Raw genomic sequence first — 26771 nt, 5'->3', positions numbered from 1 at the left:
GGTGACGGCCGTGCGACCCACGGCCGTCACCGGCGTGCCCGGACGTGTCGCGGTGGCGCGGCGGACGTGTTGCGATGGTGCCGCGGACGCGCCGTGCCGGTTCTCCGTTGTGCGGGTGCACAAGCTTGGCGGGCCGCGTCTGGGAGCCTGCCCAGCGCGATCGCGGATCCGGGCGCCTTCGCGCTGGTGACGCGGGGTGTCCGCGCGGAAGGGTTAAGTGAAGGCTGGACTTCCGCGTTGGTTTACGCGGAAGTAACGTAACGCTCGTGACCGGAATGACGACTGTGCCAAGTCCACTCCGGAAGACCGGCCGGAGTGCGGAACCGCCCCTCGTGCCAGGGGCATCGAAGACACCGGAACCCGCGAGACCGCAGCCCCCCGAGTCCGGACCCGCGGTGGACGCGCCCTCCGGCCCGGTACGTGAGCTGTTGCTGCTGATCGGCGCCGAACTGGAGCGGGACGAGGGCGCCGCCGGGGTCGACGCGGACCTCGTCCTGCGGGCCGCGGAGGCCGCCGGGCTGGACGCCGGGGTACTGGAGAACGCGGAGGCCGCGGGGCTCGTACGCCTGGACGGCGGCCGCCTGCGCTGTACGGATCCGCGGCTGCCCCGACACGTGTACACGGCCGCCCCGCGGGCCCCGCGCCGCTCGGCCCACCGACTGCTCGCGGCGGCCTGCGAGGGCGACCCGCACGCCCTGCCGGCCCTGTACCACCGCGCCTCGTCCACCGAGAGCCCGGCCCCGGGCCCGGCGGACGAACTGGCGGCCGCGGCGGCGGAGCCGGGGGTGCGGCGGTGGCCGGTCGAGGGGGAGGGCTCGGGGGCTGGTGAGGGGGGTCCGCGCGGTCTGTCCGCGCTGTACCAGCGGGCCGCTTCGGTCGCCGAGGGCCCGGCCTCCGGCGCTCCGTCGGTGCTTCGGCACGGGGTTCCGGTGGCTGAGAGCCCCGCTGCTGGGGTGGTCGGCGAGCCGGTGGCCGCCGCGGAGGGGCCGGGTCCGCGTCGGTGGCCGGTTGACGGGGAGGGCTCGGGGGTTGGTGAGGGGGGTCCGCGCGGTCTGTCCGCGTACCAGCGGGGCCCGGCTGTCGTGGGTCCCGCTTCCGGGGCGGCCGGGGAGCCGGTGGCTGTCCCGGCGGGGCCGGGTCCGTGCCGGTTGCCGGTCGACGGGGAGGGCTCGGCGGTCCGCGAGGGCGGCCGGCGTGCTCCGTCGGTGTCCCGGCACGGGGCCTTCGTGGCTGGGAGCCCCGCTTCCGGGGCGGCCGGCGAGTTGGTGGCCGCCGCGGCGGAGCCGGGGTCGCACCGGTGGCCCTCCCACCGGGAGCGTTCGGCGGCCTATGCCAGGGCCGCCGAGCTCACCGCGGACCAGGTCCTGCGCGGTGTCCGTCTCACCGCCGCCGCCGAGCACGCCCGGCTCGGGGGACTGCCGCACCGCGCGCGGGAGTTGCTCGCCGCGGCCGGGCCCGAGGGGCTGCCCGACGCCGCGCGGGGCGCCGCCGAACTGGTCCGCGGCCGGCTCGCCCTGCACGACGGCCCGGTCGCCGACGCCCGCGAGACCCTGCTGCTCGCCGCCGAACTGCTCACCCGGGACGACCCGCCGCTGGCCCTGACCGCCCGGCTCGCCGCGACCGAGGCGGCGTGGGCGATGGGCGACGCGCGGGCCTACCTCGAGGCGCTGGGCCACCCCGCGTCGCGCACCGGCCCGGCCCCCGCGGACCGCGAACTCGCCTCGTACCGGGCCGGGATGGCCGAGGTCATGCAGGGACGCCTGGGCGCCGGCCGGGTGCCGCTCGGGGGAGTGGTGGCGGACGGCACCGTGACGGCCGGCGACGACCCCGTGGCGCTGCTGCGGACCGGTGTCGCCGCCCTCGTCGTCGGAGACCTCCCGGCCGCCTGCCGGGTCAACTCACGGGCCCTGGCGCTCGCCCGCGCCCGCGGCACGTACGTCCTGGTGTCCCAGGCCCTCGAACACCTCGCCTACGGAGAACTGCGCGCGGGCCGGCACGCCCGCGCCCGCGCCCACGCCGAGGAAGGGCTGCGCGCCGCCCTCGACGCGGGCCAGCACAACATCGCGGCCCACCAGCACGCCATCCTCGCCCTCGCCGCGTCCGTCGAGGGCGACCCCGAGTCCGTGGCCGAGCACGCGGCCGCCGCCGAACGCGTCGCCGCGCCGCACGGCCTGACCCAGGCCGCGACGCTCGCCCAATGGGCGCGCGCCCGCGCCGATCTGGGCCGCGGCCGGGTCCCCGAGGCCGCCGCACGGCTCGGCCCGCTGGTCGGCCCCGGCCCCCGCAGCGGCCACTTCGCGGTCCGGATGCTCGCCGTCCCCTGCTTCGTGGAGGCGGCGGCGCGGGCCGGCCAGGCCGCGGCGGCCAGGTCCGCGGTGGCGGAGTTCGCCGTGTGGGCCGGGCAGGGCGCCGACCCGCAGGCCCCGGCCCAACTGGCCCGCTGCCGCGCCCTGCTGAGCGGCCCCGAGGAGTGCGAGCCGCTCTTCACCGCGGCCCTCGCCTGCCACGACCGGGCGGGCGGCGACTTCGAGCGCGGCCGCACCCAACTGCTGTACGGGGCCTGGCTGCGGCGCAGGCGCCGCCCCGGCGAGGCCCGCGGCCGGCTGCGCGACGCGCTGGTCTCCTTCGAGCGGGGCGGGGCGGCCGGCTGGGCCGAACAGACCCGGGCGGAGCTGCGCGCCACCGGCGAGGCCACGGAGCAGGAACCACCGGGACCGCTGGCGCTCCTGACGCCCCAGCAGCTGCGGATCGCCCGCTGCGTCGCGGAGGGCGCCACCAACCGCGAGGTCGCGCTGCACCTGTCCGTGAGCCCCCGCACGGTCGACCACCACCTGCGCAACGTCTTCGCCGTACTGGGCGTCCGCTCCCGCGTCGAACTGTCCCGCCTGGTGGACCGCGCCGGGGAGACCGCCGCGCCCCTGTGACGCCCCGGGTTCCACCGCCGAGTTCCGGGACCCCGGGGAGCCTCGTACGGTCGGACGCCGACCGGAAATTGCCGCCAGGCCCTAGGTACCGACCGGGCGGTATGTCATCCTTCGGGCTCAGGATGGTCCGGCGGGACCGGTGTGCCGCGCGGCGGCCCACGGCCCGGACCGGACGGAGCCGACTCCGGTGGAGGACAGCGATGCAGCACCTCGTACCCGATCACGTCAGGGCCGTGCCCGGGCCGCGGACCCCGGTGTTCGCCGCCCGTTCGGCCGTCGAGGGCGAGGCGCTCACCGTGCTGCACCGGGCGGCGCGTGCGCTCCTCGCGGGCCTGCCCGACCTCACCGAGCGCCTGATGACGGTCCTGCGGGAGCGCGAACCCGCCTACCGCGCGGCCATGGAGACGGACGCCGACGGCGTACGCGAGGAGGTGCAGCGCTCGCTGCGCCTCAACGTCGGCTCCCTGCTGCGCCCCGGCGAACTGCGCGAGGCCGCGCGCCGCTGCTCCTGGGCCATCGGCAGGTCCCGCGCCGAACGCGGCCTGCCGCTGGACGCCCTGCTGCGCGCCTTCCGGCTCGGCGGCGGCCTGGTCTGGCAGGGCCTCGTGGACGAGACGACCCACCGCCACCCCACCGACGTACGTCTCCTGGTGCACGTCGCCGCGGACGTCTGGAACTTCGTCGACGAGCACTGCGCGGTCGTCGCCGACGCCTACCGCCAGACCGAGCGCGAACTCGTCTGGCGTCGCGAGAACCGGCTGCGCCTGATGACCGCCGCACTGCTCGACGGCACGGCGCGGATCGCCGACCTGCCGGCCACCGCCGCCGCCCTCGGCCTGCCCGAGCAGGGCCGGTACGCGGTCGTGGTGGTCCGGCTGTCCGCCGGGCGGTCGTACCAGGACGCCCGCGGTCCGGCGGAACTCCCGGGGCTGCGCGTGCTGTGGCACCGGGACCGCGACGGTGGCGGCAGCCACGGCATCGTCCTCGCCGACGGCGGACCGTCCGCCGGGAACGACCGCGACCACGACCACGCGACCGGCGACGGCACCGGCACCCGTACCCGCGCCACCGGGGGCGGCCCCGACGGACCGGAGGACCGTACGGCGGCCGGGCCCGCCCTCGACGCGGGACGGATCGGCCGCCGGCTGGTCCTGCCGCCCGGCGCCCGGGCCGGGGTGAGCCCGGTGGCCGACGGGCTCGCCGCGATCGGGGATGCCCGGCGGCTCGCCGACACGGCCCTGCGCACGTGTCCGCGCACCGGCGGCACCGTCGTACTGGAGGAGCAGTTGCCCGCCGCGCTGGTGGTCTCGGCGCCGAACCTGGGCGCGGCCCTCGCCGAGCGGGTTCTCGGACCGCTGCTGCGCCTCGACCCGGCGGACCGCGACGTCCTGCTCGACACCCTCACGGCCTGGCTCAGCTGCGACGGCTCGGCCCAGCGCGCCGCGGCCGGGCTGTACTGCCACCGCAACACCGTCCTGAACCGGCTGCGCCGCTGCGAACAGCTCACCGGACGCAGCCTGACCCGCCCCGCGGACCTCGTGGAACTCTCCCTCGCGCTGAGCGCCCACCGCCTCTGCACCGGCTGAGCCGCGGCCGGGCGGCGGCGGACGGCACCGAGCCCCGTGAGACCGTCGCGGTGCACACGTACGCCTTCCCGTTCCGGACCTGAGGGGGCGCGAGCCGTGCAGGCGGAGGACGAAGAGACGGCAGCCGTGCAGGCGGAGGACGAGGGGACGGGTGCCGTGCAGACGGAGGACGAAGGGACGGGTGCCGTGCCCTCGATACCGGCACCGATACCGGCACCGATACCGGCGCCGATGCCCACGGTCCAGGGGACCGCGCGGCGCGCCGCCCACCACGACCCCAACGTGCTGCGCTGGCTCGGCGCCTACACCGTGTCGGCGATGGGCGACAACGTCTACTACATCGCCCTGTCCTGGGCGGCCGTGCAGTCCGGTACCCCCGCTCAGGCGGGGATCGTGACGGCCGCCAGTGCCGTACCCCGTGCCCTGCTGATGCTCGGCGGGGGCGTCGTCGCCGACCGCTACGGGCCGCGCCGCGTGGTGCTCGGCAGCAGCACGGTGCGCTGCGCGCTCGTCCTCGCCGCGGCGCTGCTTCTTCTCGTGACGACCCCCGGCCTGTGGGCGCTGGGCACGGTGGCCGTCCTCTTCGGCGTCGTGGACGCCGTCTTCCTGCCTGCCGCGGGCGCCCTGCCCGCCCGGATCGCCGACCGGAGCCAGCTCGCCCGGGTCCAGGGCATGCGGGGCCTGGCGACCCGGCTCGCCAACGTCCTCGGCGGACCGCTCGGCGGCCTCGGCATCGCGCTCGGCGGCACCGCGGGCGCCTTCGGCCTCGCCACGCTGCTCATCGGCGGCTCCCTGCCGCTGCTGCTGACGGTGCGGGTCGGCCGGGTCCCCGCGGACGACCGGCCCGAGCGGCGCGCCGTCCTCGCCGAACTGCGCGACGGACTGCGCCACATCCGCCGGGACCCCGTACTGCGCCCGCTGGTGCTCACCATCGCCCTCGGCGACCTGGGGTTCGTCGGCCCCATGAACCTCGGCCTGACCCTCCTCGCGCGCGAGCGCGGCTGGGGCACGGCCGGCCTCGGCTGGGTGCTCGCCGGGTTCGGGATCGGCGCCGGTGCCGTGTCGCTGCTGCTGACCGTGCGCGGCCGGGTGCCGCGGGCCGGGCTGGTCATGGCACCGGCGACCGTCGCCGGGGGCGTGGCACTCGGTGCCCTCGCCCAGGTGCCGTCCGTCGCCGCGGCGGCCGGCGTGGCAGCCGCCGTCGGTGTGCTGGCCGGTCTCGGCGGGGCGCTGGGCTCGGCCCTGCTCCAGGCGCAGGCGGGCCCCGCCTACGTCGGCCGCGTCACCTCGGCCGCCACCCTGGTCAGCTTCGGCGCGGCACCGCTCACCTTCCCGGTGGTCGGCTGGGCGGCGGAGCTGTACGGCATCGGCACGGTCTTCGCGGCCGGCGCCGCGGTGTGCGCGCTGGCCGGCGCCATCACCCTGGGCTCGGCCCCACTACGCCGCGCGGAACTGCCGGGCTGACCCGGGCGGGAGCCGTGGACCGCCGCCGCACTACCCAGACCGGGATCATGGACCGCTGCCGCTGCCGCTGCCGCTGCCGCTGCCGCTGCCGCTGCCGCTGCCGCTGCCGCTGCCGCTGACGCTGGCCCCGGCCGGGGCCACGCACGGGCCGCTGCCGCGCTGACCCGCCCGGCATCGCGGACCGCTGCCGCGCTCACCCGGCGGCCGGTGTCGCGGACCGCCGCCCCGGGGCTTGGACCACCGCCCGGGTCGCGGACCGCCGCCCCGGGGCTTGGACCACTGCCCCGGGGCTTGGACCACTGCCCCAGATCACGGATCGCCACCCCAGGTCACATCCCGAGCCGCTTCGCCTCCTGCAACCTGCTGATCGCCTCCTTGTCGCCGGCCAGCTCGACGTCCGCCGCGCTGCGCCGTCCGTACAGGAACAGCAGCAGCTCCGAGGGTTCCCCGGTCGCCGTCACGACCGGGGTGCCCTTGTGCGCGACGACCGTCTGGCCGTCCGGGCGGCGCAGCACGAGACCGGTCGGCGCGCCGCGCCCCACGAGGCGGGCCGTGCGCTCCAGGGACGAGAACAGCGCGTCCTGGAAGACGGAGTCGAGCACGCGCGGCGTCCAGTCGGGCTGAGCCCGGCGCACGTCCTCGGTGTGGATGTAGAACTCGACCGTGTTCGACGCCTCGTCGATCTGCTTCAGCGAGAAGGGCGAGAAGCGCGGCGGGCCGGTTCGGATGAGCTGGATCAGCTCCTCGTACGGCTTGGCGGCGAACTCGGCCTGCACCTTCTCGAGCCGGGACGCGAGCTGTTTGATCAGGATTCCGCCCGCGGCGTCCGCGCGGCGCTCGCGCACCACCACGTGGGCGGCGAGATCGCGGGTCCTCCAGCCCTCGCACAAGGTGGGGGCGTCCGGTCCCTCGGCCTCCAACAGGTCGGCGAGGAGTAGTCGTTCGCGCTTGGCATGGGTCGACATGCCGGCCAGCCTACGACCGCCCCACCGGTCCGCCCAGTGCGCGGCACCCGGGTCACGCCAAGGCGGGGCGGGAAATCGGAGGGGAACCGGCGGGGAACCGGCGGAGAAGCGGACCGGCGGGGAACCGGCGGAGAAGCGGACCGGCGGGGAACCGATGGAGAAGCGGACCGGCGGGGAACCGATGGAGAAGCGGACCGGCGGAGAACCGGCGGAGGACCGACCGAGGACCGGCCGAGGACCGGCGGAGGACCGGCCGAGGACCTCGGCCCCGGCCCGGCCTGTGGACAACCGGAGAGCCCGGCCTAAGATTTCCGCCCGTGGCGACAGCCCGTGGGTCCGGCCTGTGGACAACCGCCGGTCGTGGTCCGGCGGCGCGGCACAATGGTCGGCATGACCAGCACGCCCCCGCCCAGCAGCCTCGACCCCGAGATCGCCGCGCGCCTCAAGCGCAGCGCCGACGGGCTCGTCCCCGCGATCGCCCAGCAGTACGACACCGGTGAGGTGCTGATGCTGGGCTGGATGGACGACGAGGCGCTGCACCGCACGCTCACCACGGGCCGCTGCACCTACTGGTCGCGCAGCCGCAGGGAGTACTGGGTCAAGGGCGACACCTCCGGACACGTCCAGCACGTGAAGTCCGTCGCCCTCGACTGCGACGCGGACACCCTGCTCGTCCAGGTCGACCAGGTGGGCGCCGCCTGCCACACGGGCGCCCGCACCTGCTTCGAGGCCGACGTCCTGACCGTGACGGGACCCGGCGCCCCGGAGCCCGGCCCGTCCGGAACCCCGGAGCCCGGCCCGTCCGCCGCCCCGGAGCCCGGCCCGTCCGCCGGTCCGGTATCCGGTCCCGTAACCGGCCGGTCCGGTTCCGGCACCGCCGCTGACGGTCAGTAAGGTCTGCCGCCATGGACCTCGAGACGTTCCGCAAGCTGGCCACCGACCGCCGTGTGATCCCCGTCAGCCGCAAGCTCCTCGCGGACGGCGACACGCCGGTCGCGCTCTACCGCAAGCTGGCCGCCGAGCGCCCCGGCACCTTCCTCCTGGAATCCGCCGAGAACGGCCGTTCCTGGTCCAGATACTCCTTCGTGGGCGTCCGCAGCCAGGCCACCCTGACGGCGCGCGACGGCCGGGCCCACTGGCTGGGCACCCCGCCCGTCGGCGTCCCCGTCGAGGGCGACCCGCTGGCCGCCCTGCGCGCCACCATCGAGGCCCTGCACACGCCCCGCGGCGACGACCTGCCCCCCTTCACCGGCGGCATGGTCGGCTATCTGGGCTACGACATCGTGCGCCGCCTGGAGAAGATCGGCCCCGGCGAGCGGGACGACCTGAAGCTGCCCGAGCTGACCATGCTGCTCACCAGCGACCTCGCCGTCCTCGACCACTGGGACGGCAGCGTCCAGCTCATCGCCAACGCCATCAACCACAACGACCTGGACACCGGCGTCGACGAGGCGTACTCGGACGCGGTCGCCCGCCTCGACGCCATGGAGGCCGACCTCTCCCGCCCGGTGTCGCAGCCCCCGGCCGCCCTCCCGCCGTCCGAGCTGCCGGAGTACACCGCGCGATGGGGCGGAGCGGACTTCCGGGCCGCCGTCGAGGACGTCAAGGAGCGCATCCGCGCGGGCGAGGCGTTCCAGGTCGTGCCGTCCCAGCGGTTCGAGACGCCGTGCACGGCGAGCGCCCTGGACGTCTACCGGGTGCTGCGGGCCACCAACCCCTCGCCGTACATGTACCTGTTCCGCTTCGACGGCTTCGACGTCGTGGGCTCCTCGCCCGAGGCGCTGGTCAAGGTCGAGGACGGGCAGGCGATGGTCCACCCCATCGCGGGCACCCGGCACCGCGGCGCCACCCCGCAGGAGGACCAGGCCCTCGCCGACGAGCTGCTCGCCGACCCCAAGGAGCGCGCCGAGCACCTGATGCTCGTCGACCTCGGCCGCAACGACCTGGGGCGGGTCTGCGAGCCCGGCTCCGTGGAGGTCGTCGACTTCATGTCGATCGAGCGGTACTCGCACGTGATGCACATCGTCTCCACCGTGACCGGCCGGGTCGCCCCCGGCCGGACCGCGTTCGACGTGCTGACCGCCTGCTTCCCCGCGGGCACCCTCTCCGGGGCGCCCAAGCCGCGCGCGATGCAGATCATCGACGAGCTGGAGCCCTCCCGGCGCGGCCTGTACGGCGGCTGCGTCGGCTACCTGGACTTCGCGGGCGACTCCGACACGGCCATCGCCATCCGCACGGCGCTGCTCCGCGACGGTACGGCGTACGTGCAGGCCGGAGCCGGGATCGTCGCCGACTCGGACCCGGTCGCCGAGGACACCGAATGCCGCAACAAGGCCGCCGCGGTCCTGCGCGCCGTACACACGGCGAACCGGCTGGCGTGAAACGTCACACCCTCCGATGCCGCCCCCGGGTGCCTGTTCGCCCCGTGTTCGGGTGATAGTGGAGTACGTGACTACTGCTGTGCCTCACCCCCGATCCGAAGCGGCGGGACCCGCCAGGTCCGGCCGCCGCAGCCTCGGCGTCGCCCTGCTGTGCGGCGCGCTCGGCGCCGCCGTGGCGCTGCTCTCCACCCGGCAGGGCTGGTCGGAGGGGACCGCGGCGGTGGCCGGCGGCGACCTTCCGCTGACCGCCAAGGGCAGCGACGTCACGGGTGTGCCCGCGGCCCTCGCCATAGTGGGCCTCGCCGCGCTCGTCGCCGTCTTCGCCGTGCGCCGCTCCGGACGTCTGCTGGTCTCGGCGCTGCTCGCGCTCTCCGGGGCGGGCACGGTCGCCGCGGCGCTGCTCGGCGCGGACGACAGCAGTGCCCTTGACGCGAAGGCCGCGCAGGTGTCCGGTGACACCTCGGCCACCGTGGACGCGCTCAGCCATACCGCCTGGCCGTACATCGCGGCGGCGGGCGGCGCGCTCATCCTGCTGGCGGGCCTGCTCGCGCTGGTCTACGGGCGGCGCTGGCCCGCCATGTCGGGACGGTACGAGCGCGACGGCACGCCCCGGCCCCGCAAGGCCAAGCCGGTCGACCCGGACCGCCCCGAGGACATCTGGAAGGCCCTGGACCGCGGCGAGGACCCGACCGGCGCCTGAGGCTTCACCCGGCGGGGACGGCTCCCGGGGCGAAGGCGTCGGCACCCCCGCTCCCGCCCGGCCCCGTCGTCCTCGCCGCACCGCCGCCTCCGCTCCCGCGTCCTCCGTCGCCGTCCCCACCGCCCCGCCGCCACGCGCGGAGCGACCCCGCGCTCACATCCGACGTGCCGGTACGGGACAATGGGCGGCGAGCGTCGGGCTCACACACGCACACAGCAACGAGGAGCAAGTCATGGCGGGCAGCAGCCACGGCCACGGTCACACCCCGGCCGCCTGGACCGGTGTCATCATCGCCTTCATCGGTTTCTGCGTCGCGGGCGCCTTCATGGTGATGGCCAACCCCGTGGGCTTCTGGGCCGGTATGGCCGTCATCCTGCTCGGCGCTGTCGTCGGGGGCGTCATGCGCATGATGGGCATGGGCCAGGACAGCAAGCCCCACGCGACGGCCACCGCGAAGAGCTGATCCCCAAGCGGATCACGACACCCGCGCGCACGACGGCCCCCGAAACCGGGGGCCGCTTTCGTATGCGCACCCCCGGCCACTCCGGGTATCCCGGCCACCTCGGCCGCTCCCGGGACGCTCGCCGGGCGCCCGGCCGCCGCGCCCGGCACAATACGTGGCGTGAACACCGAACCGCGGTGGGTCGCCCCGCCCCCGGGCCCGTATCGAAGTCTGCCCCCGGTCCCGCCCCCGGCCCCACGCCCCGGCCCCGCCGCCGCGGCCCGCCGCCTGGCCGTCCCCGTCGGCGTGCTCGCCGCCGTCGTCGGCGCGTTCGCGTACGTCGGGGCCGTGGACCCGAACGAACCCGGGCACTACCCGGCCTGCCCGCTGCTGCGCTACACCGGGCTGTACTGCCCCGGCTGCGGCGGCCTGCGCAGCGCCCACGCCTTCGTGCACGGGGACCTCGCCGCCGCGCTCACGGACAACGCCCTCGCCGTCGCCGGTTACCTGGCGTTCGCCGTGGTGTGGACCCTCTGGGCGGTACGGGCGGCGCGCGGCCGGCCGGTGGGCCTCGACCCGGGCCCGGTGACCCTGTGGGGCGGGTCCGCGGTGCTGCTGGTCTTCACCGTTGTCCGGAACCTGCCCATCGGTGGCTGGCTGCACCCTTGATCAACCGATGAACGTCCAGGTAGTGGGACCGCCGTCAACCGGATGCGAGGGCTACGGCTTCCTCCGGATACCATCGCAGGTGACCCATCGAAACCGTCGGCGACGGCCCACCCCGGGTCACCCGCTCGACTGCTTCAACCGCTTCAACCGTCCACCGCAGGAAGGGGGCCGCTCGCGTGAGTGTGCTCGACGAGATCATCGACGGAGTCCGTGCCGACCTGGCGGAGCGGCAGGCACGCGTCAGCCTCGACGAGCTCAAGGAGCGCGCGGCGAAGGCTCCGGCGGCCAAGGACGGCGCGGCGGCCCTGCGCGGTGACGGCGTCAAGGTCATCTGCGAGGTCAAGCGCTCCAGCCCGTCCAAGGGCGCGCTGGCCGCGATCGCCGACCCGGCGGGACTCGCCGCCGACTACGAGGCGGGCGGCGCGGCCGTCATCTCGGTCCTGACCGAGCAGCGCCGCTTCGGCGGCTCGCTGGCCGACCTGGAGGCCGTCCGCGCCAAGGTCGACATCCCCGTCCTACGCAAGGACTTCATCGTCACGTCGTACCAGCTCTGGGAGGCCCGCGCGTACGGTGCCGACCTCGCGCTGCTGATCGTGGCCGCCCTGGAGCAGTCCGCCCTGGAGTCCCTGATCGAGCGCGCCGAGTCCATCGGGCTCACGCCGCTGGTCGAGGTGCACGACGAGGACGAGGTCGAGCGCGCGGTGGACGCCGGCGCCAAGGTGATCGGCGTGAACGCCCGCAATCTGAAGACGCTCAAGGTCGACCGGAACACCTTTGACCGCGTCGCCCCGGAGATCCCGGACCACCTGGTCAAGGTCGCCGAGTCCGGCGTCCGCGGCCCGCACGACCTGATCGCGTACGCGAACGCCGGCGCCGACGCGGTGCTGGTGGGCGAGTCCCTGGTGACCGGCCGCGACCCGAAGACCGCGGTCTCCGACCTCGTCGCCGCCGGGGCCCACCCCGCACTGCGGCACGGCCGGGGCTGACCTCCCGCTAGGCTTGCCCCGATGACCGATCCGACCACCCTGGCCACCCGGGACCCGTACGCCCGCCTCGCGCGCGGCTGCCGGCCCCGTGGCTGCCGTGCCCCCGCCCGCCGGGTGCACGGCCGCCGGGTGCGGTACGTCATCGGGGACGAGCCGGGCCAGGTGAACGGCATGCGATGGCAGCGCCCCGTGAGGGGCGCGGGCTCTGTCGGCACACGCGGCTCCACCGCGTGAGCACGACGTGTCACCACGGTCGTCCCGCGGCCGGCTGACGACCCCGCTCCCTCCACGGCGATCAGTGTCCGTTCACACACTCACCGTGAGGTTTCCGCATGCCCAGCGAGTTCTTCATTCCCGACCCCGACGGCGGGGTCCCCAGCGCCGAGGGGTACTTCGGCGCGTTCGGCGGCAAGTTCATCCCGGAGGCGCTGGTCGCCGCCGTGGACGAGGTCGCCGTCGAGTACGACAAGGCGAAGGCCGACCCCGAGTTCGCCCGCGAGCTCGACGACCTGCTCGTCCACTACACCGGGCGCCCCAGCTCCCTGACCGAGGTGCCGCGCTTCGCGGTCCACGCCGGCGGTGCCCGGATCTTCCTCAAGCGCGAGGACCTGAACCACACCGGCTCGCACAAGATCAACAACGTGCTCGGGCAGGCCCTGCTCACCAGGCGGATGGGCAAGACCCGCGTCATCGCCGAGACCGGAGCCGGTCAGCACGGCGTCGCGACCGCCACCGCCTGCGCCCTGTTCGGCCTCGAGTGCACCATCTACATGGGTGAGATCGACACCGAGCGCCAGGCCCTGAACGTGGCCCGGATGCGCATGCTCGGCGCCGAGGTCATCGCCGTGAAGTCCGGCAGCCGCACCCTCAAGGACGCCATCAACGAGGCGTTCCGCGACTGGGTCGCCAATGTCGACCGCACCCACTACCTCTTCGGCACGGTCGCCGGACCGCACCCCTTCCCGGCCATGGTCCGCGACTTCCACCGGGTCATCGGCGTGGAGGCCAGGCGGCAGATTCTTGAGCGCGCCGGACGCCTCCCCGACGCCGCGATCGCCTGCGTCGGCGGCGGCTCGAACGCGATCGGCCTGTTCCACGCGTTCATCCCGGACGCGGACGTCCGCCTGATCGGCTGCGAGCCCGCCGGGCACGGCGTGGAGACCGGCGAGCACGCGGCCACCCTGACCGCGGGCGAGCCCGGCATCCTGCACGGCTCCCGCTCGTACGTGCTCCAGGACGACGAGGGCCAGATCACCGAGCCGTACTCCATCTCGGCCGGTCTCGACTACCCGGGCATCGGCCCCGAGCACGCCTACCTCAAGGACTCGGGCCGCGGCGAGTACCGCGCCGTCACCGACGACGCGGCCATGCAGGCGCTGCGGCTGCTGTCGCGCACCGAGGGCATCATCCCGGCCATCGAGAGCGCCCACGCGCTGGCCGGCGCCCTGGAGGTCGGCAAGGAGCTGGGCCCGGACGGGCTGCTCGTCGTCAACCTGTCGGGGCGCGGCGACAAGGACATGGACACGGCCGCCCGCTACTTCGGCCTGTACGACACCGACGCGGCCGTCGCCGAGGACGCCGCCGACCTCGCCGAGATCGAGGGGGACGCCAAGTGAGTGGCAACATCGACCTGCTGAACGACACGCTCGCGGGTGCGAAGGCCGAGGGCCGCGCCGCGCTCATCGCCTACCTCCCGGCCGGCTTCCCGACCGTGGACGGCGGCATCGCGGCGATCAAGGCGGTCTTCGACGGCGGCGCCGACGTCGTCGAGGTGGGCCTGCCGCACAGCGACCCCGTCCTCGACGGCCCCGTCATCCAGACCGCGGACGACATCGCCCTGCGCGGCGGCGTGCGGATCGCCGACGTGATGCGCACGGTCCGCGAGGCGTACGAGGCCACCGGCAAGCCGGTGCTCGTGATGACGTACTGGAACCCGATCGACCGCTACGGCGTCGAGCGGTTCACCGCCGAGCTGGCCGAGGCGGGCGGCGCGGGCTGCATCCTGCCCGACCTGCCGGTGCAGGAGTCCGGGTTGTGGAGGGAGCACGCGGAGAAGCACGGTCTCGCGACCGTCTTCGTCGTCGCGCCCAGCAGCAAGGACGCCCGGCTCGCCGAGATCACCGCGGCGGGCTCCGGCTTCGTCTACGCGGCCTCGTTGATGGGCGTCACCGGTACCCGCGAGTCCGTCGGCGAGCAGGCCCAGGAGCTGGTGCGGCGCACCAAGGCCACCACCGACCTGCCCGTCTGTGTCGGACTCGGCGTCTCCAACGCCACGCAGGCCACCGAGGTGGCCGGCTTCGCCGACGGCGTCATCGTCGGCTCGGCCTTCGTGAAGCGGATGCTCGACGCCCCCGACGACGCGGCGGGCCTGGAGGCCGTACGCGAGCTCGCGGGCGACCTGGCGAAGGGCGTGCGCGGCGGCGCCTGAGCGGCCACGACCCACGCGCGTATCCACGCGTAACGGACAATCCGCTCACTCGAACGGGTGGACCTCGGACCGGGGAGGCGCGCTGCGCCTCCCCGGTTCGTTCTGCCGGATGTGAGCGAGAAGAATCGTGACGGAAAGCGCAGCGCCCGCGAGCGGCTTGCGGTCGAGCGAGAGAAGCAGAAGGCCGCGGACAGGCGCCGCCGGGCACTGATCGTGGGAGCCTCCGTGGTCTGCGTCCTCGGCCTCGCGGCCGTGGTGGGCGTCGTCGCCGCGAACGCGGGCAAGGACAGCAAGAAGAGCGACTCCTCGGGCCCGGTCGTGTCGCCCTCGGGCGCGCAGGGCAAGGACGCGCTCGCCATCCCGGTCGGCAAGGACAGCGCCAAGTCGACGCTCACGGTGTGGGAGGACTTCCGCTGCCCCGCTTGCCAGTCCTTCGAGACCAACTACCGCTCGACCGTCCACGACCTGGTCGACTCCGGCGACCTCAGAGTGGAGTACCACCTGGTCACGATCATCGACGGGAACATGGGCGGCACCGGCTCCCGCCGCGCCGCGAACGCCGCGGCCTGCGCCCAGGACGCCGGAAAGTTCACCGCGTACCACGACGTGCTGTACGAGAACCAGCCGCAGGAATCCGACGACGCCTTCGCCGACAACGGCAAGCTCATCGACCTGGCGGGCAAGGCGAAGGGCCTGGACACCCCGGCGTTCCGCACCTGTGTCAACGACGGCACGCACGACAGCTGGGTCGACAAGTCGAGCAAGGCGTTCTCGACCAGCGGTTTCAACGGCACGCCGACGGTCCTGCTCGGCGGCAAGAACATCTACGCGGACCGCAGCATGACCCCCGCCAAGCTGAAGGAGCAGGTGCTGGCCGCGAACAAGAAGGCCGGCCAGGGCTGAGCCCCCGTCCGGCCCCGTCCCGCCCTCTCCCCCTTCTCCCGCCCCCTGCGCCCCCGGTCTCCCAGTGGCCGGGGGCGCCGCCCGTTATGGACCCGTAGCCGGGGCGCCCGCCGTCGGCGGGGCCCGGCACGGTAGCGTCGTCCCTGCCATGGAACTTGCCTACATTCCCAGCCCGTCGCGCGGGGTGCTGCACCTCGGCCCGATTCCGCTGCGCGGCTACGCGTTCTGCATCATCATCGGCGTCTTCCTGGCCGTCTGGCTCGGCAACAAACGCTGGGTCGCCCGCGGCGGGCGCCCCGGCACGGTGGCCGACATCGCGGTCTGGGCCGTGCCGTTCGGCCTCGTCGGCGGACGGCTGTACCACGTGATCACGGACTACGAGCTGTACTTCAGCGAGGGCCGTGACTGGGTGGACGCCTTCAAGATCTGGGAGGGCGGTCTCGGCATCTGGGGCGCGATCGCGCTCGGCGCCGTGGGCGCGTGGATCGGCTGCCGCCGCCGGGGCATCCCGCTCCCGGCCTGGGCGGACGCCCTCGCCCCCGGCATCGTCTTCGCCCAGGCCGTCGGCCGCTGGGGCAACTGGTTCAACCAGGAGCTGTACGGGCGCGAGACCGACGTGCCGTGGGCGCTGCACATCACGTCCACGACGGACGGCAGGCTGCCGGGGTACTACCACCCGACGTTCCTGTACGAGTCGCTGTGGTGCGTCGGTGTCGGCTTCCTCGTCATCTGGGCCGACCGCCGCTTCAAGCTGGGACACGGCCGGGCGTTCGCGCTGTACGTCGCCGCGTACTGCGTCGGCCGCGGCTGGATCGAGTACATGCGCGTCGACGACGCCCACCACATCCTGGGCCTGCGTCTCAACGACTGGACCGCGATGGGCGTCTTCCTGCTCGCCGTGATCTACATCGTCGTCTCCGCGAGGCTGCGGCCGGGGCGTGAGGAGACGGTGGAACCGGGCGCGGACGCCTCCGGCGAGGGCGACAGCACCGGCGACGGTGACGGCAAGACCGTGGGCCTGGACAAGAAGGCCGACGCGAGCGCCGAGGACGCCGAGGGCACCAGTGGCACCGGCTCGGCCGAGGACGTGGACGACGGGCCCGCGAAGGACACCGAAGCCGCCGAGCCCGCGAAGGCCGCCGAGCCCGCGAAGGCCGACGACGCAGCGGACGATGCCGCCGACGCCGGGGAACCGGCGAAGGGCGGGGCCGAGTCCGCCGAGGCGGCCAAGAAGAGCTGAGCCGCGCGGACCCTCGGGACCGCACACGCACGTACGTACGCGAAGGGCGCCGGATCCACCGATCCGGCGCCCTTCGCGGTGCGAGGGCCCGTCGTCACGGCGCCGGCGTGCGGCGCGCGGCCGACAGGTCCCCGGGGGCGGCGCCGGGCACGGTCACGCGGTGACGCCCGCTGCCTGCGCGTCGATCTCCGGGCGGGTCGGCATCGAGGGGGCCGCGCCGATCCGCTGGACCGCGAGCGAGGCCGCCGCCGACGCCCAGACCAGGGCGTCGGTCATCGGCCGGCCCTCGGTGAGCGCCACGGCGAGCGTGCCGACGAACGTGTCGCCCGCGCCGGTCGAGTCCACGGCCGTGACGCGCGGCGCGGGCACGGTCAGCGGTTCGGCGCCGCGGGCGGCGTACAGGCAGCCCGCCGCGCCGAGGGTGATCACCACCTCGCCGACCCGGTCGAGCAGGGCCGCGGCGGCGCCCAGGGGCTCGGGGACGCCGGACAGCGCGGCGGCCTCCCGCTCGTTCGCCACCAGCAGGTCGACGCTGTCGAGCAGTTCGGGCGGCAGGGGCTGGACGGGGGAGGGGGTGAGGACGGTGCGGACGCCGTGCCTGCGGGCGGTCCCGGCGCCCGCGGTGACGGCGGCGAGCGGGATCTCCAGCTGGAGCAGCAGCGCCTGGGCGCTGGCGATGAGGTTCTCGTCGCCGGTCGCGAGATGGTCGACGGTGGCGTTGACGCCCGGGATGACGACGATCGCGTTGCCGCCCTCGTCGTCCACGACGATGTGCGCGACCCCCGAGCGGCCCTCGTTGGTGCGCAGATGGCCGGTCTCCACGCCGGAGTGCTCCAGGGCGTTCCGCAGTCCCGTGCCGAAGGAGTCGGTGCCGACCGCGCCGATCATCGACACGTCGGCGCCGGCCCGCGCCGCGGCGATCGCCTGGTTGACGCCTTTGCCGCCGGGGATCTCCAGGAACTCCCGGCCGGTCACGGTCTCCCCGCGCTGCGGGGCCTTGGCCACGTACGCGACGAGGTCCATGTTCGCGCTGCCGAGTACGGCGATGTGGGTCATGGGTGGCGCCTTTCCTGGTCGTGGTGGTCGTCGCGACCGCGGTCGCAGTGCTCGTGGGTGAGGTGGGCGAGGGTGTCGAAGCCGGTGCCGTCGAAGTCGCCGACGGTGGTGGCGAGGCGGTTCTTCAGGGGTGCGGTCCAGCGGTCGGGGAGCGCGGCGGGGGACCCGGCGAGCAGTCCGGCGACGCTGCCCGCCGTCGCGCCGTTCGAGTCCGTGTCCCAGCCGCCCGACACCACGCGGCAGACGGACCCGGTGAAGTCGCCGTCCGCGTGGGTGAGGGCGGCGGCGATCAGGGCGGTGTTGGGGACGGCGTGCACCCAGTGGCAGTCGTGGTGGACGGCGTGCAGCGCGTCCACGACCGCGTCGAAGTCCTCGGTCGTACGGGCAAGCCGGACGGCATGCCGCACGGCCACGGCCAGCCGGGAGCCCGGTGGTACGACGGCGAGTCCCGTGCGCAGGCAGCCGTGCACGTCGTCGTCCCCGCCGGCCGCCGCGGCGATCACGGCCGCCGCGAACATCGCCGCGTACACCCCGTTCGCGGTGTGCGTGAGGGTGGCGTCGCGGTGGGCCTGTTCCGCGGCGGCGCCCGGGTCGCCCGCGTTGGTCCAGCCGTGCACGTCGGCGCGGACGAGGGCGCCGGTCCACTCCCGGAACGGGTTGCGGTGGCGGGCCGTGCGCGGGGGTTCGACGCCGGCCAGGAGGTTGCGGTAGGCGACGCGTTCGGCGGTGTACGTGCGGCCCGCCGGGAGTTCGTCGAGCCAGAGCCGGGCGACGTCGGCGGTGGTGAAGGCGTGGCCGTGGCGCTGGAGCAGCAGCAGGTTCAGCAGCGGGTGGTCGAGGTCGTCGTCCTCGGGCATGCCGTCGATGTTCTCGGCGAGCGAGGTCGCGGCCGAGCGCCGGTTGAAGGGGTACGCCGCCGCGAGCCGGTCCGGGACGCCGCGGGCGGTGAACCAGGTGTTCAGCGGCCAGTTGCCGGTGGCCCGCGCGAGCGCGCGGATGCCCCGCAGCGGGAGCTTCTCCACGGGCTTGCCCAGCAGACAGCCGGCGGCCCGGCCCAGCCAGGCGGCCTCGAGCCGGGCCGGGGACGGCACCGGCCGGACGGCCGCCGGACCGGCCGGCCACTCGGGGCACAGCGCCCTGATCCCCGCCGGGTCCGTCGGCTCGGCGTCCGTCAACAGGCCCGGCAGATCGGCCAGTTCGTCGAGCAGGTCCTCCGCGAGGAGGCGCAGGTACGGGGAGGCGGCGGTGTGCGACGCGCCCGCGCGGAGGGGTGCCTCGGTGCCGCCCGCGTCGAACCAGCGGGCCGCGATCGCCGAGGCCTCGCGGCCGTCCTGGGCCGCCTGGCGCAGTTCGTGGCCGAGCAGGTCCTCGGGCTGCACCCAGGTCAGCCGGAGCACGGCGCCCCCGCGGGCCCGCCGAGCGCGTCACCGACGGCGGCTCCGACGCGCGCCCCGGCGATCCGTTCTTCCAGGTTTGCGCTACTTGCTGCTGTAGCGGAATGTGTGGGCGTCATGCCCGAATCATCCCCCTGGTGCGGCCGGTTCCGCGGCTGCCGACAGCCCGGCGAGTTCCGCCGGACCGGTACCGGTCAGGGACCGCCAGGGAGGGCGAAACCGCAGGTAAGTACGGCCTTCCTTGCTGGCGGGTGCGAAATAATCGGCGTACTTTTGGGGTTGTCGAGAGTTAGAAGAAGTCCAGTAAGGGTTCGGGTGGATGCCCGGGCAGGGGCCCCGCAAGGGCCTCGGGCGAGTAGCTGGGGGACCGGAATGGCCATCATCGAGACCGAGGCGGCGCTGCACGAGGCGCACCGCGACAACCACACCCACCGCGACGTCAACGGCGGCTGGCTGCGCCCGGCCGTGTTCGGCGCGATGGACGGCCTCGTCTCCAACCTGGCCCTGATGACCGGCGTCGCCGGCGGGGCCGTATCCCACCGGACCATCGTCGTCACCGGCCTCGCGGGGCTGGCCGCCGGCGCCTTCTCGATGGCCGCGGGTGAGTACACCTCCGTGGCCTCGCAGCGCGAGCTGGTCCAGGCCGAGCTGGACGTGGAGCGCCGCGAGCTGCGCAAGCACCCCGCGGACGAGGAGCGCGAGCTGGCCGAGCTGTATCAGGCGCGAGGCGTCGAACCGGGGCTGGCCAGGGAGGTCGCGCGGCAGCTCTCCCGCGACCCGGAGCAGGCCCTGGAGATCCACGCCCGCGAGGAGCTCGGCATCGACCCCGGCGACCTGCCCTCGCCGACCGTCGCCGCCGTCTCCAGCTTCGGTTCCTTCGCCCTGGGCGCGCTGCTCCCCGTACTGCCGTACCTGCTGGGTGCTACGGCGCTGTGGCCCGCGGTGCTGCTCGCGCTCGTGGGGCTCTTCGCGGCCGGTGCGGTCGTGGCCAAGGTGACGGCGCGTTCCTGGTGGTACAGCGGACTGCGGCAGCTCGCTCTCGGTGGTGCCGCGGCGGGTGTGACGTACGTCCTGGGCAGTTGGTTCGGTACGGCCGTAGGATGAACCGGTCGAGCACTTATGCAAGGGACTGCATAAGTAGCCGTTACTCGGCGGTTTCGAATCCATGACCACTGGGCATGAGCCGTAAGCGCTGCGGGCAACGACGCCCGCGGCGAGACCCCAAGTGGTGGGAGACGTTGCCCGCCGCGCCCGGACCGGCGGACACCGATCTGTCCGCTTGCGTCCCCTACTCTCACCGCCGTGCGTGGTACCCGCCGCCGCGACCGCGGTGTCCGCATGTTGGAACGAAGTATCCACTTCCCGAGAACCGCTCCATCATGTAACCTGCACGAAATTTTGCACCCACCGCAGAGGGCCAACGTCGTCCCTCGGCAGCCCCATATGCCACGACGACGACGGGAGAGCCGATGCGTACGCCGCGCCAGCCGTCCCAGCATTCCGCGAATGGCCAGAACTGGTCCTTCATGGATGCTCGCCCTGCTGCGCAGGGTATGTACGACCCCCGCAACGAGCACGACGCCTGCGGTGTCGGCTTCGTGGCCACCCTCACCGGCGAAGCCAGCCATACGCTGGTCGAACAGGCGCTCACCGTCCTGCGCAACCTGGAGCACCGCGGCGCCACCGGCTCCGAGCCCGACTCCGGCGACGGCGCGGGTCTGCTCTCGCAGGTGCCGGACGCCTTCTTCCGTGACGTGGCCGGATTCGACCTTCCCGAGGCCGGCTCCTACGCGGTAGGCATCGCCTTCCTGCCCGAGGACGGCACCGACGCCTACGTCTCACAGATCGAGACGATCGCGGCCGAGGAGGGCCTCACCGTCCTCGGCTGGCGCGAGGTCCCGGTCGCCCCCGGACTGCTCGGCGCCACCGCCCGCTCGACGATGCCCGCCTTCCGGCAGCTCTTCGTCACCGACCGGGCCTCGACGGGCATCGACCTCGACCGCAAGGCGTTCGTGCTGCGCAAGCGCGCCGAGCGCGAGGCCGGCGTGTACTTCCCGTCGCTGTCCGCCCGCACCATCGTCTACAAGGGCATGCTGACCACCGGCCAGCTCGAGCCCTTCTTCCCGGACCTGTCCGACCGCCGCTTCGCCTCCGCGATCGCGCTGGTCCACAGCCGCTTCTCCACGAACACGTTCCCGTCGTGGCCGCTGGCGCACCCCTACCGCTTCGTCGCGCACAACGGCGAGATCAACACGGTCAAGGGCAACCGCAACTGGATGCGCGCCCGCGAGTCCCAGCTCGCCTCGAAGCTCTTCGGCGAGAACGAGAACCTGGACCGGATCTTCCCCGTCTGCACGCCGGACGCCTCCGACTCCGCGTCCTTCGACGAGGTCCTGGAACTGCTCCACCTCGGCGGCCGCTCCCTGCCGCACTCCGTGCTGATGATGATCCCGGAGGCGTGGGAGAACCACGACTCCATGGACCCGGCCCGGCGCGCCTTCTACCAGTACCACTCCACGATGATGGAGCCCTGGGACGGCCCGGCCTGCGTCACCTTCACCGACGGCACCCAGGTCGGCGCGGTCCTCGACCGCAACGGCCTGCGCCCCGGGCGCTACTGGGTCACCGACGAAGGGCTCGTCGTCCTCGGCTCCGAGGTCGGCGTCCTCGACATCGACCCCTCGAAGGTCGTCCGCAAGGGCCGCCTCCAGCCGGGCCGCATGTTCCTGGTGGACACCGCCGAGCACCGCATCATCGAGGACGACGAGATCAAGGCGTCCCTCGCCGCCGAGCAGCCCTACGAGGAGTGGCTGGAGGCCGGCGAGATCGAGCTCTCCGACCTCCCCGAGCGCGAGCACATCGTGCACACCCACGCCTCGGTCACCCGCCGCCAGCAGACCTTCGGCTACACCGAGGAGGAGCTGCGCGTCCTGCTCGCGCCGATGGCCAAGGCCGGCGCCGAGCCGATCGGCTCCATGGGCACCGACTCGCCGATCGCCGCCCTGTCCGAGCGCCCCCGGCTGCTCTTCGACTACTTCACCCAGCTCTTCGCGCAGGTCACCAACCCGCCGCTGGATGCCATCCGCGAGGAGCTCGTCACCTCGCTGCGCTCCTCGCTGGGCCCCGCGGGCAACCTCCTGGAGCCGACCGCCGCGTCCTGTCGCAGCGTCACCCTGCCCTTCCCGGTGATCGACAACGACGAGCTGGCCAAGCTCATCCACATCAACGCCGACGGCGACATGCCCGGCATGAAGGCCGCGACGCTGTCCGGCCTGTACCGGGTCGGCGGCGGCGGCGACGCCCTCGCCGCCCGCATCGAGGAGATCTGCGCGGAGGCCGACGCCGCCATCGGCAACGGCGCCCGCCTGATCGTCCTCTCCGACCGGCACTCCGACGCCGAGCACGCGCCGATCCCGTCGCTGCTGCTCACCGCCGCCGTCCACCACCACCTCATCCGCACCAAGCAGCGCACCCACGTGGGCCTGCTGGTCGAGGCCGGTGACGTCCGCGAGGTCCACCACGTCGCCCTGCTCATCGGTTTCGGCGCCGCCGCAGTCAACCCGTACCTGGCGATGGAGTCCGTCGAGGACCTGGTCCGGGCCGGTACGTTCCTGCCCGGTATCGAGGCCGAGCAGGCCATCCGGAACCTGATCTACGCGCTCGGCAAGGGCGTGCTGAAGGTCATGTCCAAGATGGGCATCTCCACCGTCGCCTCCTACCGCGGCGCGCAGGTCTTCGAGGCCGTCGGCCTGGACGACGCGTTCGTGGAGAAGTACTTCAGCGGCACCACGACGAAGATCGGCGGCGCCGGTCTCGACGTGATCGCCCAGGAGGTCGCCGCCCGCCACGCCAAGGCGTACCCCGCCTCCGGCATCGCGCCCGCGCACCGCACCCTGGAGATCGGCGGCGAGTACCAGTGGCGCCGCGAGGGCGAGCCGCACCTGTTTGACCCCGAGACGGTCTTCCGCCTCCAGCACTCCACGCGCACCCGCCGCTACGACATCTTCAAGAAGTACACCGGCCGGGTGAACGAGCAGTCCGAGCGGCTGATGACGCTGCGCGGCCTGTTCAACTTCAAGTCCGACCGGCCCTCGATCTCCATCGACGAGGTCGAGCCGGTCTCCGAGATCGTCAAGCGGTTCTCCACCGGCGCCATGTCCTACGGCTCCATCTCGCGCGAGGCCCACGAGACCCTCGCCATCGCGATGAACCAGCTCGGCGGCAAGTCCAACACCGGCGAGGGCGGCGAGGACCCGGACCGCCTGTACGACCCGGCGCGCCGTTCGTCGATCAAGCAGGTCGCCTCCGGCCGCTTCGGCGTGACCAGCGAGTACCTGGTCAACGCCGACGACATCCAGATCAAGATGGCCCAGGGCGCCAAGCCCGGCGAGGGCGGCCAGCTGCCCGGCCACAAGGTCTACCCGTGGGTGGCCAAGACCCGGCACTCCACCCCCGGCGTCGGTCTGATCTCCCCGCCGCCGCACCACGACATCTACTCCATCGAGGACCTGGCCCAGCTGATCCACGACCTGAAGAACGCGAACCCGAAGGCGCGGATTCACGTCAAGCTGGTCTCGGAGGTCGGCGTCGGCACGGTCGCGGCCGGTGTGTCGAAGGCCCACGCGGACGTCGTGCTGATCTCAGGCCACGACGGCGGTACGGGTGCCTCGCCGCTCACCTCGCTGAAGCACGCGGGCGGCCCCTGGGAGCTCGGTCTCGCCGAGACCCAGCAGACGCTGCTGCTCAACGGTCTGCGCGACCGGATCGTCGTACAGACCGACGGCCAGCTGAAGACCGGCCGTGACGTCGTCATCGCCGCGCTGCTCGGCGCCGAGGAGTTCGGTTTCGCGACCGCGCCGCTCGTCGTCTCCGGCTGCGTCATGATGCGCGTCTGCCACCTGGACACCTGCCCGGTCGGCATCGCCACGCAGAACCCGGTGCTGCGCGAGCGGTTCGCCGGCAAGGCCGAGTTCGTCGTCAACTTCTTCGAGTTCATCGCCGAAGAGGTCCGCGAACTCCTCGCCGAGCTGGGCTTCCGCTCCATCGAGGAGGCCGTCGGCCACGCCGAGCACCTCGACGTGACCCGCGCCGTGAACCACTGGAAGGCGCAGGGCCTGGACCTGACCCCGCTCTTCCACGTGCCCGAGCTGCCCGAGGGCGCCGTCCGCCACCAGATCACCGTCCAGGACCACGGCCTGGAGAAGGCGCTCGACAACGAGCTGATCAAGCTCGCCGCCGACGCCCTCGCCGCGAACGACGTGACCGACGCCCAGCCGGTCCGCGCGCAGGTCGCGATCCGCAACATCAACCGCACGGTCGGCACCATGCTCGGCCACGAGGTGACGAAGAAGTTCGGCGGCGCGGGCCTGCCCGACGACACCATCGACATCACCTTCACCGGCTCCGCGGGCCAGTCCTTCGGCGCCTTCGTGCCGCGCGGTGTCACGCTGCGCCTGGAGGGCGACGCCAACGACTACGTCGGCAAGGGCCTCTCCGGCGGCCGGGTGATCGTCCGTCCCGACCGGGGCGCCGACCACCTCGCCGAGTACTCGACCATCGCGGGCAACACCATCGCCTACGGCGCGACCGGCGGCGAACTGTTCCTGCGCGGCCGCACCGGCGAGCGGTTCTGCGTCCGCAACTCCGGCGCGCTGGTCGTCTCCGAGGGCGTCGGCGACCACGGCTGCGAGTACATGACCGGCGGTCACGCGGTCGTCCTCGGCGAGACGGGCCGCAACTTCGCGGCCGGCATGTCCGGCGGCATCGCGTACGTCATCGACCTGGACCGCGACAACGTCAACGCGGGCAACATCTCCGCGGTCGAGGCGCTGGACGACGCGGACAAGCAGTGGCTGCACGACGTCGTGCGCCGCCACCAGGAGGAGACCGGCTCGACCGTGGCCGAGAAGCTCCTCGCCGAGTGGGACACGGCCGTGGACCGCTTCAGCAAGATCATCCCCAGCACGTACAAGGCAGTGCTCGCCGCCAAGGACGCCGCCGAGCGAGCCGGTCTCACCGAGACCGAGATCACCGAGAAGATGATGGAGGCGGCGACCAATGGCTGATCCCAAGGGCTTTCTCAACCACGGGCGCGAGGTCGCCGAGACCCGTCCCGTCGGCGAGCGCGTCAAGGACTGGAACGAGGTCTACGTCCCCGGCTCCCTGCTGCCGATCATCAGCAAGCAGGCCAGCCGGTGCATGGACTGCGGCATCCCGTTCTGCCACAACGGCTGTCCGCTGGGGAACCTGATCCCCGAGTGGAACGACTACGCCTACCGCGAGGACTGGACCGCCGCTTCCGAGCGGCTGCACGCCACCAACAACTTCCCGGAGTTCACGGGCCGGCTGTGCCCCGCCCCGTGCGAGTCGGCGTGCGTCCTCGGCATCAACCAGCCGCCGGTGACCATCAAGAACGTCGAGGTCTCCATCATCGACAAGGCGTGGGACACCGGCGACGTCCGGCCCCAGGCCCCCGAGCGCCTGTCCGGCAAGACCGTCGCGGTCATCGGCTCCGGACCCGCAGGACTGGCCGCCGCCCAGCAGCTCACCCGGGCGGGCCACACCGTCGCCGTCTACGAGCGCGCGGACCGCATCGGAGGACTCCTCCGCTACGGCATTCCCGAGTTCAAGATGGAGAAGCGGCACATCAACCGCCGTATCGAGCAGATGCGCGCGGAGGGCACCAAGTTCCGCACCGGTGTCGAGATCGGCCGGGACATCGACGCGGCGAAGCTGCGCAAGCGGTACGACGCCGTGGTCGTCGCGGCCGGCGCCACCACCGCCCGCGACCTGCCCGTCCCGGGCCGCGAGCTCACCGGCATCTACCAGGCCATGGAGTACCTGCCGCTGTCCAACAAGGTGCAGGAGGGCGACTTCGTGGCGCCTCCCATCACCGCCGAGGGCAAGCACGTCGTCGTGATCGGCGGCGGTGACACCGGCGCCGACTGCGTGGGCACCGCCCACCGCCAGGGCGCCGCCTCCGTCACCCAGCTGGAGATCATGCCGCGCCCGGGCGAGGACCGGAACGCGAACCAGCCCTGGCCGACCTTCCCCATGCTCTACAAGGTCACCTCCGCGCACGAGGAGGGCGGTGAGCGGGTCTACTCCGTCAACACCACCCACTTCGAGGGCGACGAGGACGGCAACGTCCAGTGGCTGCACCTCGTCGAGGTGGAGTTCATCAAGGGCAAGCTGACCCCGAAGCCGGGCACCGAGCGCAAGATCCCCGCCCAGCTCGTCACCCTCGCCATGGGCTTCACCGGCACCGACCGGGAGAACGGCCTGGTCGAGCAGTTCGGCGTGGACCTCGACGAGCGCGGCAACATCGCCCGCGACGCCGACTTCCAGACCAGCGTCCCCGGCGTCTTCGTGGCCGGTGACGCGGGCCGCGGCCAGTCGCTCATCGTCTGGGCCATCGCGGAGGGCCGCTCGGCCGCCCGCGGCGTCGACCGCTTCCTGACCGGTGCCAGCGACCTCCCGGCCCCCATCCGCCCCACGGACCGCTCCCTGATGGTTTGACCCGGGAGCGGTACAGCACCACCCCACCTGACGTCCCGTACAAAGGCGTACGGAACTGAACGCGGCGCCTGCCCTGTCCCCGACCGGACGACGGCAGGCGCCGCGCCATGTCCGG

Annotated in this window: 20 protein-coding genes; 17 read left to right on the top strand and 3 right to left on the bottom strand. The window is 73.7% G+C overall.

What is annotated here, in order from left to right; translation table 11 throughout:
* Nucleotides 1-395: 395 nt before the first annotated feature.
* The 3 genes from ACFV6E_RS29125 (at nucleotide 396) to ACFV6E_RS29115 (ending at nucleotide 5974) form a co-directional block, all read left to right on the top strand.
* Nucleotides 396-2924, top strand: a complete 2529-nt coding sequence (locus tag ACFV6E_RS29125) for a LuxR C-terminal-related transcriptional regulator (RefSeq protein ID WP_385465611.1) — start codon at nucleotides 396-398, stop codon at nucleotides 2922-2924.
* Between the two features lie 200 nt (nucleotides 2925-3124).
* On the top strand, nucleotides 3125-4510 hold the full coding sequence (locus ACFV6E_RS29120) for a PucR family transcriptional regulator (protein WP_385465608.1): 1386 nt from the start codon (nucleotides 3125-3127) through the stop codon (nucleotides 4508-4510).
* 231 nt (nucleotides 4511-4741) lie between these two features.
* Complete coding sequence (locus ACFV6E_RS29115; RefSeq protein ID WP_385465617.1) at nucleotides 4742-5974, top strand: MFS transporter; 1233 nt, start codon at nucleotides 4742-4744, stop codon at nucleotides 5972-5974.
* A gap of 329 nt (nucleotides 5975-6303) precedes the next feature.
* Here the strand turns inward: ACFV6E_RS29115 and ACFV6E_RS29110 are convergent, their stop codons facing one another.
* Nucleotides 6304-6939 (bottom strand): TIGR03085 family metal-binding protein, encoded by a 636-nt coding sequence (locus ACFV6E_RS29110; RefSeq protein WP_385160113.1) that lies wholly within the window; start codon nucleotides 6937-6939, stop codon nucleotides 6304-6306.
* Nucleotides 6940-7329: 390 nt separating this feature from the next.
* Here ACFV6E_RS29110 and hisI point away from each other — a divergent pair, with 390 nt between their 5' ends.
* From hisI to lgt, 11 genes are all read left to right on the top strand, one after another.
* Complete coding sequence (hisI, locus tag ACFV6E_RS29105) at nucleotides 7330-7833, top strand: phosphoribosyl-AMP cyclohydrolase (RefSeq protein ID WP_385465605.1); 504 nt, start codon at nucleotides 7330-7332, stop codon at nucleotides 7831-7833.
* An 11-nt stretch (nucleotides 7834-7844) separates the two neighbouring features.
* Nucleotides 7845-9320, top strand: a complete 1476-nt coding sequence (locus ACFV6E_RS29100; RefSeq protein WP_385160111.1) for an anthranilate synthase component I — start codon at nucleotides 7845-7847, stop codon at nucleotides 9318-9320.
* A gap of 58 nt (nucleotides 9321-9378) precedes the next feature.
* A complete protein-coding gene (locus tag ACFV6E_RS29095; protein ID WP_385160109.1) occupies nucleotides 9379-10020 on the top strand; it encodes a TIGR02234 family membrane protein in 642 nt (213 codons plus the stop codon).
* A gap of 232 nt (nucleotides 10021-10252) precedes the next feature.
* Nucleotides 10253-10483: an HGxxPAAW family protein gene (locus ACFV6E_RS29090; protein ID WP_385160107.1), complete on the top strand. Its 231-nt coding sequence runs from the start codon at nucleotides 10253-10255 to the stop codon at nucleotides 10481-10483.
* A 210-nt stretch (nucleotides 10484-10693) separates the two neighbouring features.
* On the top strand, nucleotides 10694-11131 hold the full coding sequence (locus ACFV6E_RS29085) for a DUF2752 domain-containing protein (protein WP_385160182.1): 438 nt from the start codon (nucleotides 10694-10696) through the stop codon (nucleotides 11129-11131).
* A gap of 176 nt (nucleotides 11132-11307) precedes the next feature.
* Nucleotides 11308-12117: an indole-3-glycerol phosphate synthase TrpC gene (gene trpC, locus ACFV6E_RS29080; protein ID WP_385160105.1), complete on the top strand. Its 810-nt coding sequence runs from the start codon at nucleotides 11308-11310 to the stop codon at nucleotides 12115-12117.
* A 21-nt stretch (nucleotides 12118-12138) separates the two neighbouring features.
* On the top strand, nucleotides 12139-12351 hold the full coding sequence (gene trpM / locus ACFV6E_RS29075) for a tryptophan biosynthesis modulator TrpM (protein ID WP_385160103.1): 213 nt from the start codon (nucleotides 12139-12141) through the stop codon (nucleotides 12349-12351).
* A 98-nt stretch (nucleotides 12352-12449) separates the two neighbouring features.
* Nucleotides 12450-13733: a tryptophan synthase subunit beta gene (gene trpB / locus ACFV6E_RS29070; protein ID WP_385160101.1), complete on the top strand. Its 1284-nt coding sequence runs from the start codon at nucleotides 12450-12452 to the stop codon at nucleotides 13731-13733.
* Nucleotides 13730-14545: a tryptophan synthase subunit alpha gene (gene trpA / locus ACFV6E_RS29065; RefSeq protein ID WP_385160099.1), complete on the top strand. Its 816-nt coding sequence runs from the start codon at nucleotides 13730-13732 to the stop codon at nucleotides 14543-14545. Before trpB ends, trpA begins: the two co-directional genes overlap by 4 nt.
* A gap of 111 nt (nucleotides 14546-14656) precedes the next feature.
* Nucleotides 14657-15448, top strand: coding sequence for a DsbA family protein (locus ACFV6E_RS29060; RefSeq protein ID WP_385160097.1), 792 nt, complete (start codon nucleotides 14657-14659; stop codon nucleotides 15446-15448).
* Between the two features lie 148 nt (nucleotides 15449-15596).
* Nucleotides 15597-16688 carry a prolipoprotein diacylglyceryl transferase gene (gene lgt, locus ACFV6E_RS29055; RefSeq protein WP_385465602.1) on the top strand — a complete coding sequence of 364 codons (1092 nt, stop codon included), beginning with the start codon at nucleotides 15597-15599 and terminating at the stop codon, nucleotides 16686-16688.
* 153 nt (nucleotides 16689-16841) lie between these two features.
* On the opposite strand, the gene ACFV6E_RS29050 is transcribed toward lgt, so the two are convergent.
* A complete protein-coding gene (locus ACFV6E_RS29050; protein WP_385465599.1) occupies nucleotides 16842-17744 on the bottom strand; it encodes a ribokinase in 903 nt (300 codons plus the stop codon).
* Entirely contained in the window at nucleotides 17741-19141 is a 1401-nt protein-coding gene (locus tag ACFV6E_RS29045; RefSeq protein WP_385160091.1) for an ADP-ribosylglycohydrolase family protein, read from the bottom strand. Before ACFV6E_RS29045 ends, ACFV6E_RS29050 begins: the two co-directional genes overlap by 4 nt.
* Before the next feature lie 369 nt (nucleotides 19142-19510).
* Here ACFV6E_RS29045 and ACFV6E_RS29040 point away from each other — a divergent pair, with 369 nt between their 5' ends.
* The 3 genes from ACFV6E_RS29040 (at nucleotide 19511) to ACFV6E_RS29030 (ending at nucleotide 26656) form a co-directional block, all read left to right on the top strand.
* Entirely contained in the window at nucleotides 19511-20242 is a 732-nt protein-coding gene (locus ACFV6E_RS29040) for a VIT1/CCC1 transporter family protein (protein ID WP_385160089.1), read from the top strand.
* A gap of 365 nt (nucleotides 20243-20607) precedes the next feature.
* Nucleotides 20608-25203, top strand: a complete 4596-nt coding sequence (gene gltB, locus ACFV6E_RS29035; protein ID WP_385160087.1) for a glutamate synthase large subunit — start codon at nucleotides 20608-20610, stop codon at nucleotides 25201-25203.
* Nucleotides 25196-26656 (top strand): glutamate synthase subunit beta, encoded by a 1461-nt coding sequence (locus ACFV6E_RS29030; protein WP_385465596.1) that lies wholly within the window; start codon nucleotides 25196-25198, stop codon nucleotides 26654-26656. Before gltB ends, ACFV6E_RS29030 begins: the two co-directional genes overlap by 8 nt.
* Nucleotides 26657-26771: the final 115 nt, after the last annotated feature.

The organism is Streptomyces sp. NPDC059785, assembly GCF_042732375.1.
Taxonomy (GTDB): Bacteria; Actinomycetota; Actinomycetes; order Streptomycetales; family Streptomycetaceae; genus Streptomyces.
This window is presented reverse-complemented; position numbering and strand designations above follow the sequence as displayed.

What these genes read in the sequence shown, in the direction of transcription:
- ACFV6E_RS29120 (WP_385465608.1), top strand. Translation starts at nt 3,125, where the DNA reads ATGCAGCACCTCGTACCCGATCACGTCAGGGCCGTGCCCGGGCCGCGG.
- ACFV6E_RS29115 (WP_385465617.1), top strand. Translation starts at nt 4,742, where the DNA reads ATGCCCACGGTCCAGGGGACCGCGCGGCGCGCCGCCCACCACGACCCC.
- ACFV6E_RS29110 (WP_385160113.1), bottom strand. Translation starts at nt 6,939, where the DNA reads ATGTCGACCCATGCCAAGCGCGAACGACTACTCCTCGCCGACCTGTTG.
- hisI (WP_385465605.1), top strand. Translation starts at nt 7,330, where the DNA reads ATGACCAGCACGCCCCCGCCCAGCAGCCTCGACCCCGAGATCGCCGCG.
- ACFV6E_RS29100 (WP_385160111.1), top strand. Translation starts at nt 7,845, where the DNA reads ATGGACCTCGAGACGTTCCGCAAGCTGGCCACCGACCGCCGTGTGATC.
- ACFV6E_RS29090 (WP_385160107.1), top strand. Translation starts at nt 10,253, where the DNA reads ATGGCGGGCAGCAGCCACGGCCACGGTCACACCCCGGCCGCCTGGACC.
- trpM (WP_385160103.1), top strand. Translation starts at nt 12,139, where the DNA reads ATGACCGATCCGACCACCCTGGCCACCCGGGACCCGTACGCCCGCCTC.
- trpB (WP_385160101.1), top strand. Translation starts at nt 12,450, where the DNA reads ATGCCCAGCGAGTTCTTCATTCCCGACCCCGACGGCGGGGTCCCCAGC.
- lgt (WP_385465602.1), top strand. Translation starts at nt 15,597, where the DNA reads ATGGAACTTGCCTACATTCCCAGCCCGTCGCGCGGGGTGCTGCACCTC.
- ACFV6E_RS29050 (WP_385465599.1), bottom strand. Translation starts at nt 17,744, where the DNA reads ATGACCCACATCGCCGTACTCGGCAGCGCGAACATGGACCTCGTCGCG.
- ACFV6E_RS29040 (WP_385160089.1), top strand. Translation starts at nt 19,511, where the DNA reads ATGGCCATCATCGAGACCGAGGCGGCGCTGCACGAGGCGCACCGCGAC.
- gltB (WP_385160087.1), top strand. Translation starts at nt 20,608, where the DNA reads ATGCGTACGCCGCGCCAGCCGTCCCAGCATTCCGCGAATGGCCAGAAC.
- ACFV6E_RS29030 (WP_385465596.1), top strand. Translation starts at nt 25,196, where the DNA reads ATGGCTGATCCCAAGGGCTTTCTCAACCACGGGCGCGAGGTCGCCGAG.